General features: G+C 65.1%; 18 protein-coding genes. 10 read left to right on the top strand and 8 right to left on the bottom strand.

Translation table 11 applies throughout. From position 1 onward, the window contains the following. Positions 1–145 precede the first annotated feature (145 nt). From BOO69_RS21075 to BOO69_RS21060, 4 genes are read left to right on the top strand one after another with little or no spacing between them, the layout of a single operon-like run. Positions 146–2,065, top strand: coding sequence for an HAD-IIB family hydrolase (locus BOO69_RS21075; RefSeq protein WP_237267641.1), 1,920 nt, complete (start codon positions 146–148; stop codon positions 2,063–2,065). Then, a complete protein-coding gene (locus tag BOO69_RS21070) occupies positions 2,058–3,203 on the top strand; it encodes a glycosyltransferase (RefSeq protein ID WP_071974329.1) in 1,146 nt (381 codons plus the stop codon). The genes BOO69_RS21075 and BOO69_RS21070 overlap by 8 nt, the downstream gene beginning before the upstream one ends. Next, positions 3,200–4,174, top strand: coding sequence for a glycosyltransferase family 2 protein (locus tag BOO69_RS21065; protein ID WP_071974328.1), 975 nt, complete (start codon positions 3,200–3,202; stop codon positions 4,172–4,174). Before BOO69_RS21070 ends, BOO69_RS21065 begins: the two co-directional genes overlap by 4 nt. A gap of 24 nt (positions 4,175–4,198) precedes the next feature. Beyond that, on the top strand, positions 4,199–4,957 hold the full coding sequence (locus BOO69_RS21060) for a hypothetical protein (RefSeq protein ID WP_071974327.1): 759 nt from the start codon (positions 4,199–4,201) through the stop codon (positions 4,955–4,957). On the opposite strand, the gene BOO69_RS21055 is transcribed toward BOO69_RS21060, so the two are convergent. Then, a complete protein-coding gene (locus tag BOO69_RS21055) occupies positions 4,930–6,600 on the bottom strand; it encodes an FAD/NAD(P)-binding protein (protein WP_071974326.1) in 1,671 nt (556 codons plus the stop codon). The two genes, BOO69_RS21060 and BOO69_RS21055, sit on opposite strands and share 28 nt — an antisense overlap. A gap of 177 nt (positions 6,601–6,777) precedes the next feature. On the opposite strand from BOO69_RS21055, the gene BOO69_RS21050 reads away from it, so the two are divergent. Next, positions 6,778–7,920 carry a glycosyltransferase gene (locus BOO69_RS21050; protein WP_071974325.1) on the top strand — a complete coding sequence of 381 codons (1,143 nt, stop codon included), beginning with the start codon at positions 6,778–6,780 and terminating at the stop codon, positions 7,918–7,920. 128 nt (positions 7,921–8,048) lie between these two features. Here BOO69_RS21050 and BOO69_RS21045 read toward each other — a convergent pair whose 3' ends face one another. Next, entirely contained in the window at positions 8,049–9,479 is a 1,431-nt protein-coding gene (locus BOO69_RS21045; protein WP_071974324.1) for an MATE family efflux transporter, read from the bottom strand. A 132-nt stretch (positions 9,480–9,611) separates the two neighbouring features. On the opposite strand from BOO69_RS21045, the gene BOO69_RS21040 reads away from it, so the two are divergent. From BOO69_RS21040 to cls, 5 genes are all read left to right on the top strand, one after another. Then, positions 9,612–10,055, top strand: coding sequence for a winged helix-turn-helix transcriptional regulator (locus BOO69_RS21040; protein WP_071974323.1), 444 nt, complete (start codon positions 9,612–9,614; stop codon positions 10,053–10,055). Between the two features lie 297 nt (positions 10,056–10,352). Continuing rightward, positions 10,353–11,222 carry a DUF1403 family protein gene (locus tag BOO69_RS21035; RefSeq protein ID WP_071974322.1) on the top strand — a complete coding sequence of 290 codons (870 nt, stop codon included), beginning with the start codon at positions 10,353–10,355 and terminating at the stop codon, positions 11,220–11,222. Between the two features lie 2 nt (positions 11,223–11,224). Further along, positions 11,225–11,839 carry an SMC-Scp complex subunit ScpB gene (gene scpB / locus BOO69_RS21030; RefSeq protein ID WP_071974321.1) on the top strand — a complete coding sequence of 205 codons (615 nt, stop codon included), beginning with the start codon at positions 11,225–11,227 and terminating at the stop codon, positions 11,837–11,839. A 193-nt stretch (positions 11,840–12,032) separates the two neighbouring features. Then, on the top strand, positions 12,033–12,695 hold the full coding sequence (locus tag BOO69_RS21025) for an endonuclease/exonuclease/phosphatase family protein (protein ID WP_071974320.1): 663 nt from the start codon (positions 12,033–12,035) through the stop codon (positions 12,693–12,695). Between the two features lie 171 nt (positions 12,696–12,866). Then, positions 12,867–14,300, top strand: coding sequence for a cardiolipin synthase (cls, locus tag BOO69_RS21020; RefSeq protein WP_071974319.1), 1,434 nt, complete (start codon positions 12,867–12,869; stop codon positions 14,298–14,300). Positions 14,301–14,340: 40 nt separating this feature from the next. On the opposite strand, the gene BOO69_RS21015 is transcribed toward cls, so the two are convergent. The 6 genes from BOO69_RS21015 to BOO69_RS20990 are packed head-to-tail and all read right to left on the bottom strand — an operon-like array spanning position 14,341 to position 21,042. Beyond that, positions 14,341–15,009: a TetR/AcrR family transcriptional regulator gene (locus tag BOO69_RS21015; protein WP_071974318.1), complete on the bottom strand. Its 669-nt coding sequence runs from the start codon at positions 15,007–15,009 to the stop codon at positions 14,341–14,343. A 49-nt stretch (positions 15,010–15,058) separates the two neighbouring features. Next, positions 15,059–15,670: a 2-hydroxychromene-2-carboxylate isomerase gene (locus BOO69_RS21010; protein ID WP_071974317.1), complete on the bottom strand. Its 612-nt coding sequence runs from the start codon at positions 15,668–15,670 to the stop codon at positions 15,059–15,061. Beyond that, the gene (locus BOO69_RS21005) at positions 15,651–17,258 is read right to left on the bottom strand and encodes an acyl-CoA carboxylase subunit beta (protein WP_071974316.1); all 1,608 of its coding nucleotides are present in this window, start codon (positions 17,256–17,258) and stop codon (positions 15,651–15,653) included. The genes BOO69_RS21010 and BOO69_RS21005 overlap by 20 nt, the downstream gene beginning before the upstream one ends. Then, positions 17,245–17,754, bottom strand: coding sequence for an acyl-CoA carboxylase biotin carboxyl carrier protein subunit (locus BOO69_RS21000; RefSeq protein ID WP_071974315.1), 510 nt, complete (start codon positions 17,752–17,754; stop codon positions 17,245–17,247). Before BOO69_RS21000 ends, BOO69_RS21005 begins: the two co-directional genes overlap by 14 nt. Position 17,755: 1 nt before the next feature. Continuing rightward, positions 17,756–19,237, bottom strand: coding sequence for an acetyl-CoA carboxylase biotin carboxylase subunit (locus tag BOO69_RS20995; protein WP_071974314.1), 1,482 nt, complete (start codon positions 19,235–19,237; stop codon positions 17,756–17,758). After that, positions 19,234–21,042 (bottom strand): acyclic terpene utilization AtuA family protein, encoded by a 1,809-nt coding sequence (locus BOO69_RS20990; RefSeq protein WP_071974313.1) that lies wholly within the window; start codon positions 21,040–21,042, stop codon positions 19,234–19,236. The genes BOO69_RS20995 and BOO69_RS20990 overlap by 4 nt, the downstream gene beginning before the upstream one ends.

The following is a 21,042-nucleotide window of genomic DNA, read 5'->3' as shown; positions in this document are numbered from 1 at the left end:
TCCGGCTTCCAAGACTGCAATCGTCAAAGGGACAGAAAATGCGGATCCTCCACATCGCGCTGGGGGGTGCCTCAAAGCGCCTCCTGTCGATTTCGGGCTGACCGAGGATACGGGCGGTCACATCGCCTATGTTCTGGGAGCAGCGATGGCACAGGCGAAGCTGGATGAGGTCACGGGCGTTGACATCGTGACACGCGGTTTCGCGGATCCCGAACTCGGTCCGGCCTATGAAAAAGCCGTTGAAGAGGTTTGCCCCAAACTGCGGATCATGCGGCTGAGAACCACGAATGACGTCTACCTCGCCAAAGATGCTCTGAACGCTGAAATCCCGGCAATCACCGAAGCGTTTTGCGAGATGGTCGATGGGCTTGGCTATCGCCCGGATGTCATTCACGCGCATTTCTCGGACGCGGCGACAATCGCCCGGGCGGCATTCGAGAAATTCGCGATACCGTGGATATATACACCGCATTCACTGGCGTTGGAGAAATCGGATAACGACCCTGCATCGCAGCGCGTTTCCAACGAACTGGCGGCAATCCGCACGGCGCACGGGATCGTCGTGTCATGCCGCGATGAAGCGGAACGGCAGCTCATGGCCTATGAGCCTGATGCGGCCGGTCGGATCCATCGGATTTCGCCGGGTGTCGCGCTCACACCGCCTCAGGGCCCGGACAAGGGACGAAGCCTGATTGCCCCTTTCCTGCGAGAATTGCACAAGCCGATCGTCCTCGCCGTCGCGCGCCCGGTGAAAAAGAAGAACCTCGCGGCGCTGGTGCGCGCTTTCGGCGAGAGCGCCAGGCTTCGCGACACCGCCAACCTCGTAATTCTTGCCGGATTGAGAAAATCCCTTCGCGATGGTCCGGACGAGCAGGTGGCCGTTCACCAAGAACTGATGGGGCTGATCGATCAGTATGATCTGTGGGGCAGCGTCGCGCTGCCGAAGCGGCACACCGCGGCTGACGTGAGGTCTCTCTACGATCTGGCCGCGATTGACGGCGTGTTCGGAAACCCTGCGTGGCACGAACCGTTCGGACTGACGGTTGTCGAAGCCGCACAGGCCGGCGTGCCGGTCGTGGCGACACGAAGTGGCGGACCGTCGTCGATCATTGGAGACATCGGTTACGGGGCTTTGATTGATCCTGCGAATCCAGCTGACCTTGCTCGGCGTCTGCTGGAGTCGCTGAATGACCCGGAGCGGGAACGACGCTGCGCCGATGCGCGTGCCAAGGCGTGCAAACTTTACCAGTGGAAGCAGTGGGCAAGCGAGAGCGTCTGCGTCTATCGGGGAATTGCGCAACAGGGAACGAAGTCACCCCGGAAGGTATCGCGCATCCTTGCCTGCGATGTGGACGGCACGCTGACCGGCGACCGTCAGTCCGCGGCGGCGTTTGCGAAATGGTCTGCCAGACGAAAAGACACCTGCTTTCTGGTCGCCACAGGCAGGTCAATATCCGAGGCGCGGCGTGTGATTGCAGCGTGGGATTTGCCATGTCCGGATATTCTTGCGACGTCTGTCGGAAGCGAGATCTGGCGGTGCGACGGCTGGGGCGACTATCGCCTGTGCCGCGACTACGCCGACCGTATTTCCGAGGGTTGGCGCCGGGAGGATATTGCCGGAGCCATCGCGGGCCTTGGGCTGACATCTCAGGCGATGCACGACCAACGCCGCTGGAAACTGAGCTATTTCGGCAGCGCGGCGGACAGCCGGAGCGTCAGCCGGGTTCTAGCCGACCACGGGCTGTCAGCGCGCGTCGTCCATTCGCATGGACATTTCATCGATGTTCTTCCTGCGCATGCCGGCAAGGCGGCCGCCATCACGTTCGAAGCGACGAGGCGTGATCTGACGCTGGCCGATTGCATCGCTGCCGGTGACAGCGCCAACGATCTGGACATGTTGTCGGCCTGTGAGGCCGCCATTCTGCCTGCGAATGCACGGGATGGCATCGCCGATCTGTTGCGGGGCAAGGCTTTCCAAAGCCGCCACAGGTATGCAGCCGGCGTTCTCGACGGGCTTGCGGTGATCTACGGGTCGACCGAACGACCGGCGGTGCGGCGTGCGTGACTTTCCCTGCGCCCCACGGCCCATCGGGTATTTCGTGCACCATCAGGGACGGGGGCACGCGGAGCGGTGTGCGAGCCTCGTGAACGCTCTTCCGACCGAGCAGGAGGTCGTCATCTTCTGCGCCCGCGACGACATTTTTCCCGCGATGCGTGACAACACCAGCGTGGTGGAAATTCCGTCTCTCTTCGAGCGTTCGGGGCAGGAGCGCGCGGGGCTTGATAGGGTTGCGACGCCCGATACGCTGCATTGCGCGCCCCTTGGCTGGCCGGGGATACGTCGTGCGATGGCCACGATCGCCGCGTGGTTCGATACTGCCGATCCTTCCGTGATGATCTGCGATGTCAGCGCCGAGGTCGCGCAGCTTTGCCGCATCTGCTCGGTCCCTCACATCAAGATCCTGCAACACGGAGATCGACGCGACCCGGGCCACCGTGCGGCATATGACGGCGCGGTCGGGCTTCTGGCCCCGTTTGCGGCTCAGCTTGCCCAGCCGGACTGGACGGAGACGATGCTGGGAAAGACGCATTTCGCCGGTGGTCTTGGGCTTCGGACGAAGGCTCCGTCGAAGGACGAGGCGCGCGCGCGGCTTGGGCTCGACGCTCATCAGAAGGTCGCCCTTGTTCTGTCGGGTGGTGGTGGAAGCGGCTGGTCGAGCGCGCCGTTTGGCGTTGCAGCCCGGGCACTTCCGGACTGGACGTGGATCACCGTCGGCGCAATGCAGGTCGACTGGCACGGGACCGAGGGCAGCAACCTTTTTCACAAGGGTTGGATCGACACCATATCGGACCACATCGCGGCGGCCGATCTTGTCGTGTCGTCGACCGGGAATACCACCTGCGCCGAGGTGATGGCCGCCGACCGCCCCTGGATCGTCGTTCCCGAGTGGCGCTATTTCGACGAACAGGTCGAAAAGGCGCGGGCGCTTGCCCGGGCAAGGGTCGCTTTGCACCTCGACCACATGCCGTCCAGCGCAGGGAACTGGCGAAGCGCCGTGGCCGAAGCCCGCGACCGGCATCGACCGGGCGCGCAGTCCGCACTCATCAACGATGACGCCGCCATCGAAGCCGCCCGTTGGCTCCAGTCGTTGATCGCATCCCCGCTTTCATTGACACATCAGCACGAAGGAATTTTCGCATGACCCGTATCTCTGCCTTGACCATCGCCGCCGGTCGCGCCGGGCATCTGCGAAACGTGGTCGCCGGGTTCCAGGCTCAAACCGTCCGTCCGGATGAGCTGATCATCGGGGTGATGCAAGACGAAGCCTACGAGGGCCTTCCCGAAACGGATTTCCCGGTGAGGCAGATTTTCGTCACCGGACCTGAATTGCCGCTTGCCGCAGCGCGGAATGCCGTCGCAGCGGCTGCGTCGGGCGACCTCTTGGTCTTTGTCGATGTCGATTGCATCCCTCATCCCGATCTTGTCTCCGACTACCTCTCGAAGTCCGCCTGTCGCGCGGGGCTTTTCATGGGCGAGGTGGGCTATCTGCCGGGTGGCGCAACGGCTCACGGGCTGGACTATGCCAAGTTCGAACAACTGGCGGTGCGTCATTCGGACCGGCAGGGGCCTCCCGCCGACGGCATCTCGAGATGTGAGGACTACCGGTGTTTCTGGTCGCTCAACTTCGCGATAGACCGCAACAGCTGGACCGCGTCCGGCGGGTTCGACGAACGCTACGTCGGGTACGGCGGGGAAGATACCGACTTTGGGCGGACATTGGACGAACGGGGTATCCCGATTTTCTGGATCAAGGGCGCGAAGGTGTTTCACCAGTACCACGCGCATTGCATGCCCCCGATCCACCAAGTCGGCTCGGTTGTCCGCAATGCGGAGCTGTTCGCTTCCAAGTGGGGGCATCGAACCATGGAACACTGGCTTTACGCGTTCCGCCTCATGGGGTTGATCGAGAACGCGAGGACCGGCATCCGTATTCTGCGTGAACCCGACGAGGCGGATTACGCACTATGTTCGCAAATGGAAAACATGCCCTACGCCAGCACCCGCAGGGTCATCGACAAGCTCGACCAGGCTCAGGACAAGGCCACGGGCGCCGCACGCGTGGCGCAGGTCGAGAAAGCTCAGAGCGTCTTCTTGCTGCCGGCTGCAGAATGACGGCACTTGCTGTAGTGTGAAACCATGCTTTTGCTTTTGATTGGGGCCGTTCTCACCGTTTACGTGTGTGCCGATTTTCTCTTTACGACGATCGGTGGCATACCGTCGCGCTTTCTGTCGTTCCGGATCGCCAAATGGGTCTTTGCCGTTTTCCGTTGGCTTCCGGACTTGCGTTTGCGACACGCCGCCGTCGGTCCGGTGGTCATGAGTGCCGTCGCGCTCTGGTGGGTCGCAGGGATCGGTGTCGGCTGGGGAATGATCTTCGACGGTTTCGACCGCGCCGTCATCCTGTCGAAGTCAGGTGCAGATACAGGTTTCCTCGGCGCGCTGTCGCACGCCGGTCATCTGCTATCGACCCTCGGTGGCGGAAAGACGGAGCCGTCGGGCCTGGGTTACGCTTTGCTTGGCGTGATGTGTGCGGTAAACGGCATGGTGGTTCTGACACTCTCCGTGTCATTCGTGCTGTCGACCACGCAAACGGTGAGCAATGGGCGGGGGCTGCTGCTGTTGCGGCGGGTCATGGGGCCCGGCGAGGCGGACTACCGCAGCACTGTTCTGCCGCAGCTGGCGACGCTGGTAGCCCAGCTGAACACCGCGCCGTTCGCCCTGTTCTACAGCCACTCCGACCCGGAGATGCGGCTGCCCCGCATGTTGGTCGAGGCGTTTGGCCGTGATGATGCCGCGCGCGTTCTGTTGAGCAGCCTTCCGCAGGAACCGGAGCCCACGATCGTAGGGCTGCGCGATTGGGCAAAAGCCTATCGTCTGTCGCCCCGGTCTTCTTGAGCGGCCTTGGCTGGGGTCATCGACGCCAGCACGGTGTCGGCGGCGCGCCGTCCGAGTTCTTCCACATTCTCAAGGCCCTGAACGAACGGATTGTGCCGCAGCAGAACCGGGACGGCGGCGCAGGTGATTGTCGAGCCGCGGCACATCTCATGGGTGACGCGCAACGTTTCAGGATCGAAGTGCCCGCCCTGCGACAGGGTCGGGAAGCTGAGATCGGCGAGGGACGCCGCGGTCTGACCACGTGCGTCTACAAGATGATCGAATTCCATAACGCCGGATTTTCCCGACACCTGAACCCCGTGTCCGGCCGGAGCGATGGCGTAGTCCTGGCCCAGCCCATGCAGCTCCAGCACTCCGGCGTCATTCAGGGCGAGCATCCGTCGGATCGAGCGGTGCGGGACCGAGGCATAGACGTCCGCGAAGACTGGCCGGAGCTCACTGTCGAACTGCCTGCGATCTTCGGCGCTGAAGTGTGGAAGGAGACTTTCGTATGTCAGGTGCGCCGCCAGAAGGGCCATGCGCCAGGGATCGGTGTGCCGGGCCTCCCGCGCCCTGGTCGCCGCGGCCAGCCCGGTGCGCGCGGCATCCCAGCCGCCTTGTTTCAACCGGTCGGCAAAGTGGCGTTCCGCATAGCCCTCTACGCTCTCTGGCCGCGCCCGCCCGGCATAGGTCGGGTCCAGGAGCCGCAGGTCTTCACCCAGTTTCTTTTGACACGCCTCGAGCAGACCCGTTTGCCCGCTGGTACGGGTCACAAGAAGATCGAGACCTGCGCGGTTGAATGTCGGAAGGCCGGGGAGGGGCAGCGGATAGTACCAGTCCGCATCGGGAAGCAGGCCTCGTCTTGAAAGCATGGCCATACGGAACGCACTGTCTTTGCTGTTTGGGATCCACCGGGTCCCGTCCGTTTCGTCGAAATGGCCATGAAAACTCGCCAGCGCCACTGCGGCGTCGATTGCCGTCAGTGAGCCCCCCAGGATACCGACGCTGCAATCCGAGAAGCGGCGGAGCCGCTCTGCCGGCCAAGGGGCGTGCAGCACGACCCCGGACGGGTCCGTTTTCTCGGACCATTTGTGGCCGGTCGCGAGAACGACGTGGTCGAAGGATGTTTGACCGGCCGCGTGAGGCGTTTCGAACCGCACCACGGCGCCATCCGTGCTTGGGATAACGTCGATGACCGCGTGGCGGGATCGTATCTCGACCGCGTGGCCTTTGCCCCGGCCCTGAGCCGTCAGCGCCGCAAGCTGGGCCACGAAATACCGGCCAAGAAGCAGCCGGGGGTAGAAGGTTTCCGGTCCGATGTCGTCACCGGATACCCCGAACTCCCGCAGAGTGGGCGCATCGCAGGATCGAAGGAAATCCTCGAGCGTCTCGACAACCGGGGGCACTTCTCTGCTGCCGATATTGGACAGCATCTGAGGCAGGTTCTCACCCTCGCGATACGGCATTCCGGTGCCGATTTCGCGTTCCCGTTCAAAGAGATAGATTTCGAGCGGCTGAGGCGACGTCAGCAGCTGTTTCAGCGCGTAAATGGCCGTTGCACCACTGCCGACAATCGCGACGCGGGGCAGAGACGAACCACGCGTATCAGGCGTGCGCGCACGGGCGCTCCTCGCGCTCCGTGGGCGGGGGATAGTTTGCTCCAAGGCAGGACCTTTTCCGATTGTACTGAAATCGCTAAAACTGATTTCGCATTAAGTTTTCTGATATGGGAACAATCGGCGCCGAGATTGGTTCCTCAGACATAAGCACCGCAGCCCGAATTCGCCGATTTTCGCTTACAGGAAGCCCGAACCGATCCGGTTTGCGGCAACGGAGGCCCCATGCGCATCGCCCTTATCGCCCATATTCGGCACCCGATCGCCACGCCGTTCATGGGAGGCATGGAAGCCCACTCATATGCTTTGGCCACAGCGCTTCGCGACCGGGGGCATGACGTCACGCTGTTCGCGTCCGGTGACAGCAAACCGCCGTCGGGCGTGAAGCTGCATGCGATGACAGACCATCACTACGACCGCGATTATCCATGGCACCGCTTTCACGGGACCGATGCGCTGAACGCTCATCTAGACGCGGCGTTTGAAGGCCTTCTGAACCCGTTGCGCGACGGCGGGTTCGACGTTGTTCATAACAACTCTCTTCATCGGTATCCGCCGCGGATGGCGCGTCGGGACCGGGTGCCGATGCTGACCTCACTGCATGTGCCACCGTTCGACGCGCTGCGTCGGGCCGTCCATGCCTCCGGTGCGGCATGGAACCGCTTTACCGTCTGCTCCGGCGAACAGTTGAAAGCCTGGTCCTGCGCGACGTCCGAGTTGCCGCTTCATGTGGCATATAACGGGATCGATACGAACCGGTGGTCCTTTCGGCCCGAAGGGAATGGGACGGCGGTCTGGTTCGGTCGTATCACCCCCAACAAGGGGACGGCGGAAGCGGTGCGTGCCGCGCGCTATGCGGGGTTGCCGCTCAGGATCTTCGGGCCCGTGGAGGACAAGGCCTATTTCGATCAGGCCGTGGCGCCGTTCCTCGGGCCGACGATAGCCTATTGCGGAAACCTCGTTCCGGAGATGCTGGCTGACGCCGTTTCGCGAGCCTCTGTCTGTCTCTTTACCCCACGGTGGAGCGAGCCTTTCGGCCTTGCCGCCGTCGAGGCCATGTCTTGCGGCGTTCCCGTGGCGGCATTCGATGCAGGCGCCGTGTCCGAAGTCGTCGGCGAGGGCGGTGTCATCGTCGAAGAGGGGGATGTGGTCGGACTGGCCGCCGCAGCGCTGAGGGCCGCGCGGCTGGATCGCCGCGGCGTGCGGCAGCTTGCCGTCGGCCGCTTCGGTCTCGATACGATGATGGACCGCTATGAAGAACTTTATCGGCTCTGCATTGCCGCGCGCGACAGCCCGGCACCCGACGTGGACTTTCCACAAATCGAACTTCCGGCTTCGGCCGGGGTGCTGCCCCTTGCAGCCGAATGATCGAGGACCCGGGCTAATGCCGACGATTTGAAGACACTAGTGGCGGGTAAGAGGCACGTTTTGCAGGACAGCGACCTTTCCCGAGCCGAAAGTCTGACCCGCTTCGAAGTTCTCGAGATACGTTGCCTTCATGGAGTTTTCTTTCTCCAGCCCCCGCGCCAGATGGCGAGGGCGATGATCAGCCCGTAGGCCAGCATGGCGCAGCCGATGGCGGCAAAGATGCCTTCCACCCCCATGCCTGTGTATGTCGTCAGGATCAGGGCGAGCACCAGCGCAACGGCCATGCGGCTCAGGCTGCTGATCACGGGCCAGATCATGCGGCCCGCCCCCTGCGATGCGAAATAGAGCGCGAGACCCAAGCCGAAAAAGGCATAGAACGGCGCGACTAGCCGGAAATAGCTGCGCCCGGCATCAAGTGCCGCGGTGTCGGATGGATCAAGGAACATGCCCAGCCACAGGTCCGGAAACAACGCCACCAGCAGACCGATGCTGCCCACGATCGCCGCCGCCGCCAATGAACCGGTCCAGGCCACGCGCAGCGCGCGGTCGGTGCGGCCTGCGCCGATATTGGCCCCGACCATGGCCGTCATCGCGGCACCGATGCCAAAGATCACCGGGATCATCAGGAACTCCAGCCGCGCACCCAGCCCGTAGCCTGCCAACGCGCCCTCGCCATAGCGGCCGACCAGCCCCGTCATCATGATGATGGTGAGCGTCGTAAGCACCGTGTTGATCGACGCCAGCGCGCCCACGCTCAGGATGTCGCTGAACATGCCCGCATCGAGGCGCCCGAACGCCCCGCGAAAGCTCAGCCCGGTACGGCCCGATACGATGTACCCCATCGCAACCCACGCCCCGAGCGCAAAGGCCAGAACCACGCCAAGCGGCAGCCCCACCATGCCAAGCGCGGGCAGCGGCCCCCAGCCAAGGGCGAGCCCGCCCGACAGGGGGATGGAAATGATCGAGACCATCAGCAAAACGATTGCAGGCATCTGCATGTTGCCCGTGCCCCGGATCACGCTGAGCGACGCATTGCACAGCCAGATCGCCACACATCCGGGAAAGAAGATCAGCGCGTAGGTTGTCGCGGCGGCCACAGTCTCGGCTTCGCCGCCGAGCAAGCTGAAGAACTGGGTGCCGAAAAGGACAACCAGCACTGCCATGAGCGCGGCAAATCCCACCGCGATGATCCAGGCGGCGACCGTCAGGGAAGCGCCCCGCGCCACGTCCGCCCCGCCGAGCGCCCGCGCGACCGACGCGGATATGGCCCCGCCGATGGCACCTGCCGAGAGCATCTGCGTCAGCATGACCGACGGGAACACCAAGGCCAGCCCGGCAAGTGCCGTAATGCCAAGCAGGCTGGCGAAATAGGCCTCTGAAATGCTCTGGGCGGCTTGCACGAACATCGCAAGCACGTTCGGGGCTGCCAGTTTCGCCAGCGTGGATGCAATGGGCGCCTCAAGCATGAGCCGTGTGCGCGACGCACGCGCGATGGCCGCCGCACCTGCAAGAGTGGGTGCCGCATCGCGCAATGTCGGCGCGCTCTCGATATTGCTCATGTGTCCGCCACCTATGCTTGACCGCCGTCGAGATACGCTCATTCCCGGACGATCGGTCAGTCCATTCCTTTTTGGAACCTTACCTGCGTAAGTTCTCTTTCAGAACCTGTCAATCCTTGCTATGACGTGGGCATGAAATGGAACGACCTTCACAAGAATGCCTGCCCCGTCGCGCGTGGCCTGTCCGTCGTGGGCGACCGTTGGACCATGCTGGTCCTGCGGGACTGTTTTCTTGGGATACGCCGGTTTGAACAGATGCAGGAGCGGCTTGGCATAACGCGCCACGTTCTGACCGACCGGCTGCGCAAACTCGAAGCGGCAGGCGTCTTGCGCCGCGACGCCTACCAACAGCGCCCGCTGCGTCACGAGTACCGCCTGACCGACCGGGGCAAAGCGCTCTATCCGCTGCTGGTGACACTGATCGACTGGGCAGATACGCACGTTCCACCGGATGGCGAGCCTTCAGTCAGTCTGCTCTCGCGCGAAACGGGTGATCCTATCGCGCCCGTCCTGATAGACCGGAACACCGGCCAGGAGATCACGCACAGGACAGTAAATGCCTCGGTGTCGAATTAGGGGCCTGTTGCGTTAAATTTTGGCGGCCGCGTGGATAACAGTGTTGTAGGCGGGCCCATGCGGCGGCGGGGTCAGACAGTCCGAACGCGATTTCGCCCGTGACCCATGGTTGTTCGTGACGGATGTGACTGGGTTTGATCGTTCGCATTGTCGCGAGTCCGCTTGGGGTCGCCTTGGCTGGCACAATTTATCAAATAATCAGCCTTGTGGGTGCCCTGAATTTACTGCTGCCACTGGCTGCGGCGGTTTGCGCATCGTATTGTGGACGAAAGCGCCGCGGCGGACTAGGCTTGTGGCATGACATATGCTGCCGACAGTTTCGATACGCTACCCCGGATGGCCCCTTGGGTCACCTCCGCATGCGCGGAAACCATTGAAGATGTGGCTTTCTTGTCGGGCGCGGCGCTGAACCACCTGCATCTTGTGTTGGGCCGCGGCGATGTCCCCCACGCGTTGTTGCGGGAGCGGCTGGCCCTGGGTGCGGCCGAGGCGTGCGTGGCGTTTTCCGGACGGCCGGAGCGGGCAGGGGACTTGCGCGATGCGGTCCATCTGGCCCGGCCCGGCGATCTGCCCGGCCCGGCGGGGGAGATCCATCAGAAATGGCGAGGTGCCGTTGGTGGGCCATTGACCCCAAAGGCCCTGCACCGCGCATCAGGCTCGATTGAGGCCGAACGGATTGCGGGCCTGCTCGATGTGCGGGGAAGCCCCGTGGGACGCGCCGCGACGGTACTGGAGACGGTGCTGACCGAAGCGCCGCGTGCCGATGTGGCGGCATTGATCCTCGCGGATGCGGCTCTTGCCCTTGCGCTCGGATGGGACCGGTTGGTGCCGCTTCTGGCCATCGGCCTGAAACGCCCCGACCTTCGCAAACGCGGGGACGACCTTGCAATGGCCTGTCACCACGCCCTCATTTCTTCTGCAATCGAGGCCGGTCGGCAGGCCGCCGACCTTGCGCGGCGGGTGGCGCATTTGAAAGCGGTGGCACCGAAACTGCGGGCCAAGAAGGCGGGTGATGCGGTGGAGATGTTCCTGACCCGCGATGCCGTGGCACCCATGGCCCTGCCCCTGCCGGACCGCGCCGCGCGGCGGCTCTGCGACCGGCTGGTGACCCTCGGCGCCGTGCGCGAACTGACGGGACGCGATACCTTCCGGCTCTACGGGGTGTAGGGATGGCAAGGGCACGCCGGGAACCGGACCTCGACCGGGAGTTGGCCGACCTGCCGCCGGAGGTGCGCTGGCGCGAGTGGATGCAGCGGATCGAGGCGGTGCTCTTTGCCTCTGCCTCGCCGGTGTCGCGCGAGGACCTGGCCCGCGTGGTAGGGCAAGGGGCCCCGGTTGAGCTGCTGGTCGAGGACCTCGCCGCCAGTCTGGAGGGAAGGGCCTTCGAGGTTGCGCAGGTGGCGGGCGGCTGGATGTTCCGGACGCGCCCCGCCTACGCCCCTGCGGTCCGCGCAGCGGCTGACGTCGGGGGCCAGCTGCTCGATCTGAGTGAATTCGACGTCGCGGTTCTGGCGGCCATCGCCTATCACCAGCCGATCACGCGCGACGGGCTGAAGGACATCTTCGGGAAGGAGATCAGTCGCGACCTGATCGGGCGGCTGCATGGGCGGGACCTGATCGGGACAGGGCCCCGGTCTCCGCAGCGCGGCGCGCCTTATACGTTCGTGACGACCGAGCAGTTCCTGGTGGCCTTCGACATGACATCGCTTGCAGATCTGCCAGAGCGGGAACAGCTGGACGATGCGGGTATCACGGGGCAACCGGCGCAAGCCGGCTCTGGCTGAAAAGGCGCAGCGGTCGGGGACCGTCGCCGTAGGGCGGGCGAAAGCGCATTTCCCGCGCGGCCCGGCTGCACTATCATCCTCCGCTCAACCCTTCGGCAAGAGATGAGCAGATGCCCGTGTGCCAGACCGCCTTTCGTGACTTCGCCGCCGCAGCGGCCCCGGCGCCACCTTGTTGCAACGCAGCGCGCGATCAATGAGGCTCGCCAGCTACAATATCCGCAAGGCAGTCGGGCTGGACTGGCGCCGCGACCCCGCGCGAATCCTCGCGGTGCTGGCCGAGATCGATGCCGACATCGTGGTCTTGCAGGAAGCCGACAAGCGGGTCGGGCGGCGGGCCGGTGTGCTGGCCAAGGGCAACCTGGCCCGGGCGGGCTACCGTATCGCGGACGTGGCCCTGCGACCGGACAGCCACGGCTGGCACGGCAACGTCATCCTTTACCGGGACGCGCTGTCGCTGGCCGACACCGGTCGGGTGGAGCTGCCGGCGCTTGAGCCGCGCGGGGCGGTGCGCGCCCAGTTCGACCGGCCCGGGCTTGGGGTGATCGGCGTTCACCTCGCGCTGACGGGGTCTGTCCGGCGGCGCCAGATGGCGGTGCTTGGGGCGCATGGTGCGGCAGCGCGGACGCCGCTCATCGTTGCCGGCGATTTCAATGAATGGCGCAATGGCGATGTCCCCGCCGGGGCGCGCGCGATCATTCCGGGCAAGAGCTTTCACAGCGCGCGGCCGGTGGCGGCGCTTGACCGCTTCCTGATCTTCGGGCCGTTGCGCACGGGCGCGGCGCGCGTGCACCGTTCGGCCCTCGCGGCGCGGGCCTCGGACCACTTGCCGATCGTGCTGGACTTCGACACCGAATGACCTTTCGCGTGTCGCTCGCCTTCGTGTTCCGAACTTATGACGGCCGCTGGCGCCTCGAAAAGGCTGGCGAGGCGGGATTATCACCGATAATACATTGATATTGCTCCCAACTTCGGATCGTCTGACGCCTATGCCCCTTGTTGCCGCCATTTCATCGACCAAGGCGCACTGATGGCGACGCTGTTGCTCGCACTTCATGTGCTGATCGTCATCGGGTTCACGCTGCGCATTCTGCTGCGCGATGATCTGTCGCCGCAGGCGCGGCTGGCGTGGTTCATCATCCTGGCCGTGCTGCCCTATGTCGGCAGCTTTATCTATTTCCTGTTCGGCGAGATCGACCTCGGGAACCGCGCGAACAGACGTCACAAGGAGGTTTTCGACCAGATCCGCAGCAAGGCGTCGCATCTGATGGGAGCGCCGGAGGAGACCGAAAGACTGATCGATCCGCTCTACCTGACCGCCTTTCGCTATGCGGGGTCGATCAACGGGTTTCATCCGGTCGCCGGAAGCCGCGCGGATTTGATGACCGATGCGGCGGCCACGAACGCGCAGCTGATCGCGGATATCGACGCGGCCCAAAGCCATGTCCACGTGCTCTACTACATTTGGCTGGACGACCGGACCGGCACGGATGTGGCGCAGGCTCTCATGCGGGCGGCACGGCGCGGCGTGACATGCCGGGCGATGGCGGATGGCCTCGGATCGCGGGGCCTGATCAAGTCACCGCTTTGGCAGGAGATGGAAGATGCGGGTGTCCGGCTGGCCGTGGCGTTGCCGATGGACAAGCCGCTTCGCACGATGCTGACCAGTCGCATCGATCTGCGCAATCATCGCAAGATCACGGTCATCGACGGCAGGATCACCTATTGCGGCAGCCGGAACTCCGCCGATCCCGAGTTCCTTGTCAAAGCCAGATACGCACCTTGGGTCGATATCATGCTGCGGTTCGAAGGGGCGATTGTCGCACAGAACGAACTGTTGTTCCTGAGCGACTGGATGCAGGCGACCGGGGACAACCTCGACCGGTTCACCTTGGCCTCATACCCGATCGAAGGCGGCTTTGCGGCACAGGTGATGGGGGACGGGCCGACCGAAAGACGCGGCGCCACTCCGCAGCTCTTCTCCGCTCTCATCGGATGTGCCCGGAAAGACCTGATGCTTTCGACCCCTTATTTCGTCCCGGACGCGACGGTTCTGGAAGCCCTGTGTTCCGCCGCGCATCGCGGCGTTGCCGTGACGCTGATCTTTCCCAAGGTCAACGACAGCTGGTTCGTCGCGGCCGCCAGTCGGAGCTATTATCGCAGGCTTCTGTCGGCAGGATGCGAGATACATGAATTCAAGGGCGGTCTTCTGCATGCCAAGACGCTGACGGTGGATGGCAAGGTGGCCCTCGTCGGATCGTCGAACCTTGATCTGCGCAGCTTCGATCTGAATTACGAGAACAATATCCTGCTGCAGGACGAGGATGTGACGCGTGCCGTCCGGGAGCGCCAGCAGCACTATGTCGCCGGATCGGATCCGGTGACCCTGGATCAGGTTTCGGCATGGCCGCGGCACCGGCGCATCTGGAACAATGTCATTGCCACGATCGGTCCCGTGCTTTGACGGCGCGGGGGCGCATGATGCGACGACCCCGCAAGCCGGCTCACTCCCGCAAGAGGTGACCTTCGATCCGCCCAAGGATCTCGCGCATGTCCTGCTCTCCCGGTGCGGCCGCGAGCCCCTCCCAGACCAGAGAGACCACCTCGTCCGCCAGCCGGTCCACGTCGAAGTCGCCCTCGTCGCGCAGGAAGGCCCATGTCCGGTGTTCGATGCTGCCGAAGATGATGTCGCGCACCAGTGAGGGCGAGACGCCCTGCCTGATCTCGCCGCTGGCGATTCCGCGGCTGACCACATCGACCACCCTCGCGGCGTATTCGCGGTTCAGCGCGAACAGCCGGGTGTCCCGGTAGTCGGGTTCAGGGCGCAGGTGCTGGAACACCAGACGGCTGAGGTCGGGGTGGTCGTGGATCGACTGAAGATGGCGGTGCACGATGAACCGGAGCTGATTGCGGCTGCCCGAAACCGCCCGCAGGGTCGTTTCGTCTCCGGCGATCATTTCTTCGAACCATTCCTCCGCCATGCGGAAAAGCAATTCGCGCTTGTTGCGGAAATAGCGATAGATGCTGCCTTCGACCACGCCGGCGCGTTCCGCGATCTCGCTCATCACGGTGTCGGAAAAGCCGCGTTCGGCAAAGACCGCCCGCGCCGCTTCCAGGATTCCCGAGGTGCGTTCCTCTGGCGACAGTCGGCTGGCGCGGCGCTTGGTGGTCATGCGGTTTCCGTCGTTGTTCGGTTCAGGAAACCGATAGCGGAACCGGCGGTCAAGTCAACGTATGCTCCAGCCGCCACCGCAGCTGGGGCAGGCGGTCGGCGCCGAAGAAACCTTCGCCCCGCCAGATGAGGAACGGGATGCCGGGAGCCCCGGCAGCGACGGCATCGGCAACACCGCGGGCCAGATCGGCCCGGTTGGTGTCAGCATCCATGAACGACAGCGCATCCGCCTGCGACGTGCCTAATGCGCCGGATAGAGCCACAAGAGTGTTGCGATCGCGGATGTCCCTGCCGTCGACAAAGCGGGCGCGGAAGATCCTGCGCGCGAGGTCGATCCGCACCGCCTCCGGGTGCCCCAGCCAGAGCTGCGCCGCCAGGTGGGCCGAAATCGGCATGTCGGGCGGATGATTGTACGCGACTCCATGAAAAGCGGCGGAGCGCGGCATGTCGGCGCGGAAATAGGCATCGCGCGCCGGGCTGTCGAGGGGAGGGGGGATGCCCTGCTCCTTGAGGATGGCCCAGACAAGCGCGGGGCGCAGGTGAAGGGGCACGGCGTGTTCTTCGGCCAGGGCGATGACCCGGTCGAAGGCGAAATAGGCGTAAGGTGACGCGAAGTCGAAGAAGAAGGTCAGCGCGTCGCGATCAGAACCGGAAGACGCCATAGCCCTCGTCCCCCAGCGGCGCGTTCATCGCCGCCGACATGGCGATGGCCAGCGCGTTGCGCGTATCCACCGGGTCGATGATGCCGTCGTCCCAAAGCTCGGAGGTCGAGTAGTAGGCCGAAAGCTGATCTTCGTAGGCGCGGCGGGTTTCCTCCCAGAGCGCGCGGATCACGTCGTCGTCCACCGTTTCGCCGTTGCGCCGCATCTGGGCGGCTTTCACGTCGGCCAGCGTGTTCGCGGCCTGGTCGCCGCCCATCACGCCGATCTGGTGGTTCGGCCAGGTGAACAGGAACCGCCCGTCGAAGGCGCGGCCGCACATGCCGTAATTGCCCGCGCCGAAGCTGCCGTTGCACATCACGGTGAACTTGGGCACGCGGGAGCAGGACTGCGCCATGATCATCTTTGCCCCGTCCTTGGTGATCCCGCGGCGTTCGTATTCGCGCCCGATCATGTAGCCGGTTATGTTCTGCAGGAACAGCAGCGGGGTGTTGTTCTGGTTGCACAGTTCGATGAAGTGCGCGCCCTTGAGCGAGCTTTCGTTGAAGAGCACCCCGTTGTTGCCGAGGATGCCGACCTTCATGCCCCAGATGTTCGCGAAACCGCAGATCAGGGTCTGTCCGTAGTTCGGCTGGTATTCGTGAAAGCGCGAGCCATCGACCAGCCGCGCGATGACCTCGCGGATGTCGAACTGTTTCTTGATGTCGTTCGGGATGATCCCGTACAGCTCCTCCGGGTCGTAGGCCGGGGGTTCGGGCGTTTCCTGCTGGAAGGCCCATTTCCGAGGCCGGTCCCATTGCGAGACGATCTCGCGCCCGATGCGGATGGCGTCGGCTTCGTCCCGGGCGGGGTAGTCGCAGGTGCCGGAGACGGAGGTGTGCATTTCCGCGCCGCCAAGCTCCTCGACCGTCACCTCCTCGCCCGTGGCGGCCTTGACCAACGGCGGGCCGCCGAGGAAGACCGCGCCGGTGCCGCGCACGATCACGGAGTAATCGGAGAGGCCGGGAATATAGGCGCCCCCGGCGGTGCAGTGCCCAAAGACGAGGGCAAGCTGCTTGATGCCCTTCTTGGACAGGATCGACTGGTTCCGGAAGATGCGTCCGGCTGCGAACTTGTCGGGGAACACGTCGCTCTGAAGTTGCAGGAATCCTCCCGCGCTGTCGCAAAGGTGGATCACCGGCAGGTGGTTCTCCATCGCGATGTCGAGCGCGCGGACGATCTTTTTCACCGTCAGCGGATACCATGCGCCGCCCTTCACGGTGGGATCGTCGGCGCGGATGATGACCTCGCGGCCCGACACGGTGCCGATGCCCACGATGCTGCTGGCAGAGGGACTGTCGCCATCGTAGGCCCTGTTTCCGGCCAGCGAAGACAGTTCAAGGAACGGTGTGCCCGGGTCGAGCAGCATCTCGATCCGCTGGCGCGGGGTCATCTTGCCGGCCTTGGTCAGCCGGTCGAGATCCCGTTGCGGGCGGGTGTGGCGCGCCGCTTCCTGCTTTTCGCGGAACTCGGCGATCAGCGCGCGGTTATGCGCGGCGTTGGCGCGGAAATCCGGCGCGTTGGCGTTGATCCGGCTTTCAATCCTGCGCATCGTTCTCTCCTGCATCTTCTTCCAGCCGGGCCAGAACCTGATCCTTTTCAAAGGCGTCGCCCTGGCTCACCAGTACCTCGGCAATCGTCCCGTCGCGCGGCGCGAGCAGGACGGTTTCCAGCTTCATGCTTTCGATGGTCAGCACCGGCGTTCCGGCCGTGACCGTGTCGCCCGCCGCGACGGCCACCGAGATGACGGCGCCGGGCATCGGCGCGCGGACCTCCGACGCGCCACCGCCTGCGGCGTCCTCACCCTCGGCCAACAGGTTGGCGGTATAGGTCCGGCCGCCGCTGCGCAGCACGACGCCGCCCGGCGTCTCTACCCGGGCGTAGGGCAGGGGGGTGTCGCCGATGGTCAGCGTTCCCTGGCCTGCGCCGGCGGTGCCGGTGTCCTGAACCGTGTGTTCGCGCCCGTCGATGGCAACGACGAGGTGTGGCCGCCGGCGGATGATGTCGATCTCGCGTTCCGTGCCGTCGAGGATGATGCGGAAGGGCATGTCAGTTCCTCCAGTGGCCGATGGCGGCCTGAAGATCGGGGACGTCGAAGACGAGTTGCCGGAATTCGTGGAAGCCGAGCGCCGCGGCGATCAGCACGCGGTCCTGCTCGCCCTGCCCGAGTTCAGGCGGGGCGAGGTTGTCGGCCTGTTCCTGCACGAAGGCGGTGTGAAGCGCGCCCTCGCGGAAGGCGGCGGTGCCCAGCACGCGGGCAAGGTAATCTATGTTGGTGGTCACGCCGAGGATCGACAGGTCCGACAGGGCGTCGATCGCACGGTCGATGGCCTGCGCGCGGGTGTCGCCGTGGACCACCAGTTTCGCCAGCATGGGGTCGAAATCGGCGGTTACCTTCTGGCCGTCGTCCAGCGCGTGTTCCATCCGCAGCCAGGGCGCTTCGGGCATCGAAAGGTAGGCGATCCGCCCGGTTTCGGGTCTGAAATCGGCCTCCGCGTTCTCGGCACAGATGCGGCATTCGATCGAATGGCCGGTCCGGGTCAGCTCGGCCTGCGTACAGGGTAGCCCGCGTCCGGCGGCCACGTCGATCTGCGCGCGGACGAGGTCGATGCCGGTGATCATCTCGGTCACCGGGTGTTCCACCTGAAGGCGCGTGTTCATCTCGAGGAAGAAATACCGCCCGTCCTGGCCGAGGATGAACTCCACCGTCCCGGCGTTGCGGTAGTTGGCGGCCTTGGCCAGACGCACGGCAGCCTCGCAGATCTCGGTCGCCAGATTGCCGGGCAGGCCGGCGGAGGGGGCTTCCTCGATGATCTTCTGGAACCGGCGCTGGACGGAACAGTCGCGCTCGAACAGATGGATGACCTCGCCCTCACCGTCGCCCAGCACCTGCACCTCGATGTGCCGGGGGCGTTCGACGTAGAGTTCGGCGTAGACCCGCCCGTCGCCGAAATAGCGCTGCGCCTCGGAAGAGGCATGGCGCGCGGCCTCGCGCAGCTCGGAGGCTTCGCGGACGATGGACATGCCCTTGCCGCCGCCCCCGGCGGAGGCCTTGATGAGCAGGGGGAAGCCGATCCTGCCCGCTTCCTCGGCAAAGGCGTCGAGGTCTTCCGTCGGCATGACCGAAGGGGCGACGGGCACGCCGTGGTCGCGGGCGAAATCGCGGGAGGAAATCTTGTCGCCCATCAGCGCGATGGTGTCGGCAGCGGGACCGATGAAGGTGAGGCCCGCGTCCTCCACCGCGCGGGCGAAGGCGGCGTTTTCCGACACGAAACCGTAGCCGGGATGGATCGCCTCGGCCCCCGTGGCGCGGGCGGCTTCGATGATGCCCGCGATGTCGAGGTGGGCGGCGACGGGCGTGTCGCCCTTCAGTTCCACCGCTTCGTCGGCCTCGCGGACGTGGCGGGCGCTCGCTTCGACGGCGTGGTAGGTGGCGATGGCGGTCAGGCCCATCTGCTGCACGGCGCGGATCACGCGGCAGGCGATCTCGCCCCGGTTGGCGATCAGGATGCGGGTAAAGGGATAGGTCATGCTGTGGCTTCCGATGCAAGGGCGGCGAACGCGGGTTTGTCGGCCCATTCGGCGGGCACCTCGACAGGCATGTCGAGCAGGATCTGCGCCAGCGCCTTGCCCTGCGGGTCGTGGCGGAGGGAGGCGACGCCGCCGCCGCCGAGGGCGCGGTCCATCAGGATGTTGAGCCCGTCGATCCCGGGCCATTCGTAGATCGTGACCTCGCCCTGCACGAAGTGCGCGAACCAGTCCGCGATGGCCTTCGGCGTCAGGGCGCGGCGGATCCACGGCAGGTAGGCGGGATCGCGGGCGAGGATGCCGATATTGGCCTTGTCGCCCTTGTCGCCGCTGCGCCCGTGGGCCAGCGCGATGAGGGGGAGCGTGGCCGTCCGGCCTTGCGGTGTCGCGACCTCTCCGGCGGGCAGGGTCGCGGGGGCGCTGTTGCCGGTGGGGCCGTGGCCGATCTCGATCGTTCGGCCCTCCACGTCCAGCGTCATGGGCACGCACGCCTTGGGCACGAGGCAGGAAAACAGGCGGATCACCGGCTGCGGGGCGGGGCGGCCGCCGGCGAAGCCGGTGATGCCCTGCGCCATGGAACAGGCGGCGGGATAGATTTCGCCAGCGAATATCTCCAGCGCCTGCTTGTCGGGGTGGCGCGCGGCGAGCTTCAGCACCACCTCGCGCGCCGGGGATCTGGCGGGGTCGGTGCCGTAGTTGCTGTCGGCGCCCAGCACCTCGATCATCGTCTCTGGAAAGGGGGGCAGGCCCGCCTGCTCCACCAGGCGGGCGATGCGCTTGAGAATCGCCTCTCCTGTCGCCTGCGCCTTGGAGCCCGCGTCGCGGCCCGCGATCATCATGGTCACGGCAGAGCGGTAGCCGTCGGGCCATGTCGCGCTGACCTTGAGGTCGGGGGAGGGCGCGCGGCCCTTGGCGCCGGTGACGGTGACCACGTTTTCACCTGCCTGCGCCAGCGTCACGCCGGACCAGTCGCAGGTCACGTCGGGCAGGGCATAGGCAGTCGGGTCGCCCACCTCGTAACACATCTGCTCGCCCACCGTGGCCGGAGAGACGAGGCCGCCGGTGCCTTCGGGCTTGGTGATGTCGAAGCTGCCGTCGGGGCGGCAGACGGCGATGGGAAAACCCATGTCCTCCCAGCCGGGCACATCGCGCCAGTCGGTGAAGATGCCGCCCGTGACCTGCGGGCCACATTCCAGCAGGTGACCGGCGAGGCTGCCCGCGGACAGAAGGTCATAGTCGGTGTCTGCCCAGCCGAATTCGTGCATCAGCGGGCCCAGCACCGTGGCGCTGTCCACCACGCGGCCCGTCAGCACGACGTCGGCCCCCTCCGACAAGGCGCGAGCGATGGCGCGGGCGCCGAGGTAGGCGTTCATGCTCGACAGTTTCGCGGGCATGGGCGCGCCCGAGAACATTTCGGTCGTGCCGGCCTCGCGCAGGGCATCGGCCTGGGCCGAGATGTCGTCGCCGCGCACCACGGCGATGGAGAGGTCCACGCCCGCCTCCTCGAACACCGCGGCCAGCGCGTCGCGGCAGGCATCCACGTTCATGCCGCCCGCGTTGGTGACGACCTTGATCCGCTGCGCGGCGATCTGGCCTGCGAGCGGCTTCATCACCTTGGTCACGAAGTCGGGGGTATAGCCGAGGTCCGGCGACTTGGCCTTCATCCGGGCGAGGATCGACATGGTGATCTCGGCCAGGAAATCCATGACGAGGTAATCGACCTCGCCCTTTTCGACGATCTGGCGCGCGCCTTCGGGGCTGTCGCCCCAGAACCCGCCGCCGCCGCCGATGCGCACCGAGGCTTTCAT

Origin of the sequence: Sulfitobacter alexandrii, assembly GCF_001886735.1 — a bacterium.
GTDB lineage: Bacteria > Pseudomonadota > Alphaproteobacteria > Rhodobacterales > Rhodobacteraceae > Sulfitobacter > Sulfitobacter alexandrii.
This window is presented reverse-complemented; position numbering and strand designations above follow the sequence as displayed.

Excerpts from the sequence above, each read along its gene's own strand:
- BOO69_RS21075 (WP_237267641.1), top strand. The coding sequence starts at position 146 with ATGGCACAGGCGAAGCTGGATGAGGTCACGGGCGTTGACATCGTGACA.
- BOO69_RS21065 (WP_071974328.1), top strand. The coding sequence starts at position 3,200 with ATGACCCGTATCTCTGCCTTGACCATCGCCGCCGGTCGCGCCGGGCAT.
- BOO69_RS21060 (WP_071974327.1), top strand. The coding sequence starts at position 4,199 with ATGCTTTTGCTTTTGATTGGGGCCGTTCTCACCGTTTACGTGTGTGCC.
- BOO69_RS21050 (WP_071974325.1), top strand. The coding sequence starts at position 6,778 with ATGCGCATCGCCCTTATCGCCCATATTCGGCACCCGATCGCCACGCCG.
- BOO69_RS21045 (WP_071974324.1), bottom strand. The coding sequence starts at position 9,479 with ATGAGCAATATCGAGAGCGCGCCGACATTGCGCGATGCGGCACCCACT.
- BOO69_RS21040 (WP_071974323.1), top strand. The coding sequence starts at position 9,612 with ATGAAATGGAACGACCTTCACAAGAATGCCTGCCCCGTCGCGCGTGGC.
- BOO69_RS21035 (WP_071974322.1), top strand. The coding sequence starts at position 10,353 with ATGACATATGCTGCCGACAGTTTCGATACGCTACCCCGGATGGCCCCT.
- scpB (WP_071974321.1), top strand. The coding sequence starts at position 11,225 with ATGGCAAGGGCACGCCGGGAACCGGACCTCGACCGGGAGTTGGCCGAC.
- BOO69_RS21025 (WP_071974320.1), top strand. The coding sequence starts at position 12,033 with ATGAGGCTCGCCAGCTACAATATCCGCAAGGCAGTCGGGCTGGACTGG.
- cls (WP_071974319.1), top strand. The coding sequence starts at position 12,867 with ATGGCGACGCTGTTGCTCGCACTTCATGTGCTGATCGTCATCGGGTTC.
- BOO69_RS21015 (WP_071974318.1), bottom strand. The coding sequence starts at position 15,009 with ATGACCACCAAGCGCCGCGCCAGCCGACTGTCGCCAGAGGAACGCACC.
- BOO69_RS21010 (WP_071974317.1), bottom strand. The coding sequence starts at position 15,670 with ATGGCGTCTTCCGGTTCTGATCGCGACGCGCTGACCTTCTTCTTCGAC.
- BOO69_RS21005 (WP_071974316.1), bottom strand. The coding sequence starts at position 17,258 with ATGCGCAGGATTGAAAGCCGGATCAACGCCAACGCGCCGGATTTCCGC.
- BOO69_RS21000 (WP_071974315.1), bottom strand. The coding sequence starts at position 17,754 with ATGCCCTTCCGCATCATCCTCGACGGCACGGAACGCGAGATCGACATC.
- BOO69_RS20995 (WP_071974314.1), bottom strand. The coding sequence starts at position 19,237 with ATGACCTATCCCTTTACCCGCATCCTGATCGCCAACCGGGGCGAGATC.
- BOO69_RS20990 (WP_071974313.1), bottom strand. The coding sequence starts at position 21,042 with ATGAAAGCCTCGGTGCGCATCGGCGGCGGCGGCGGGTTCTGGGGCGAC.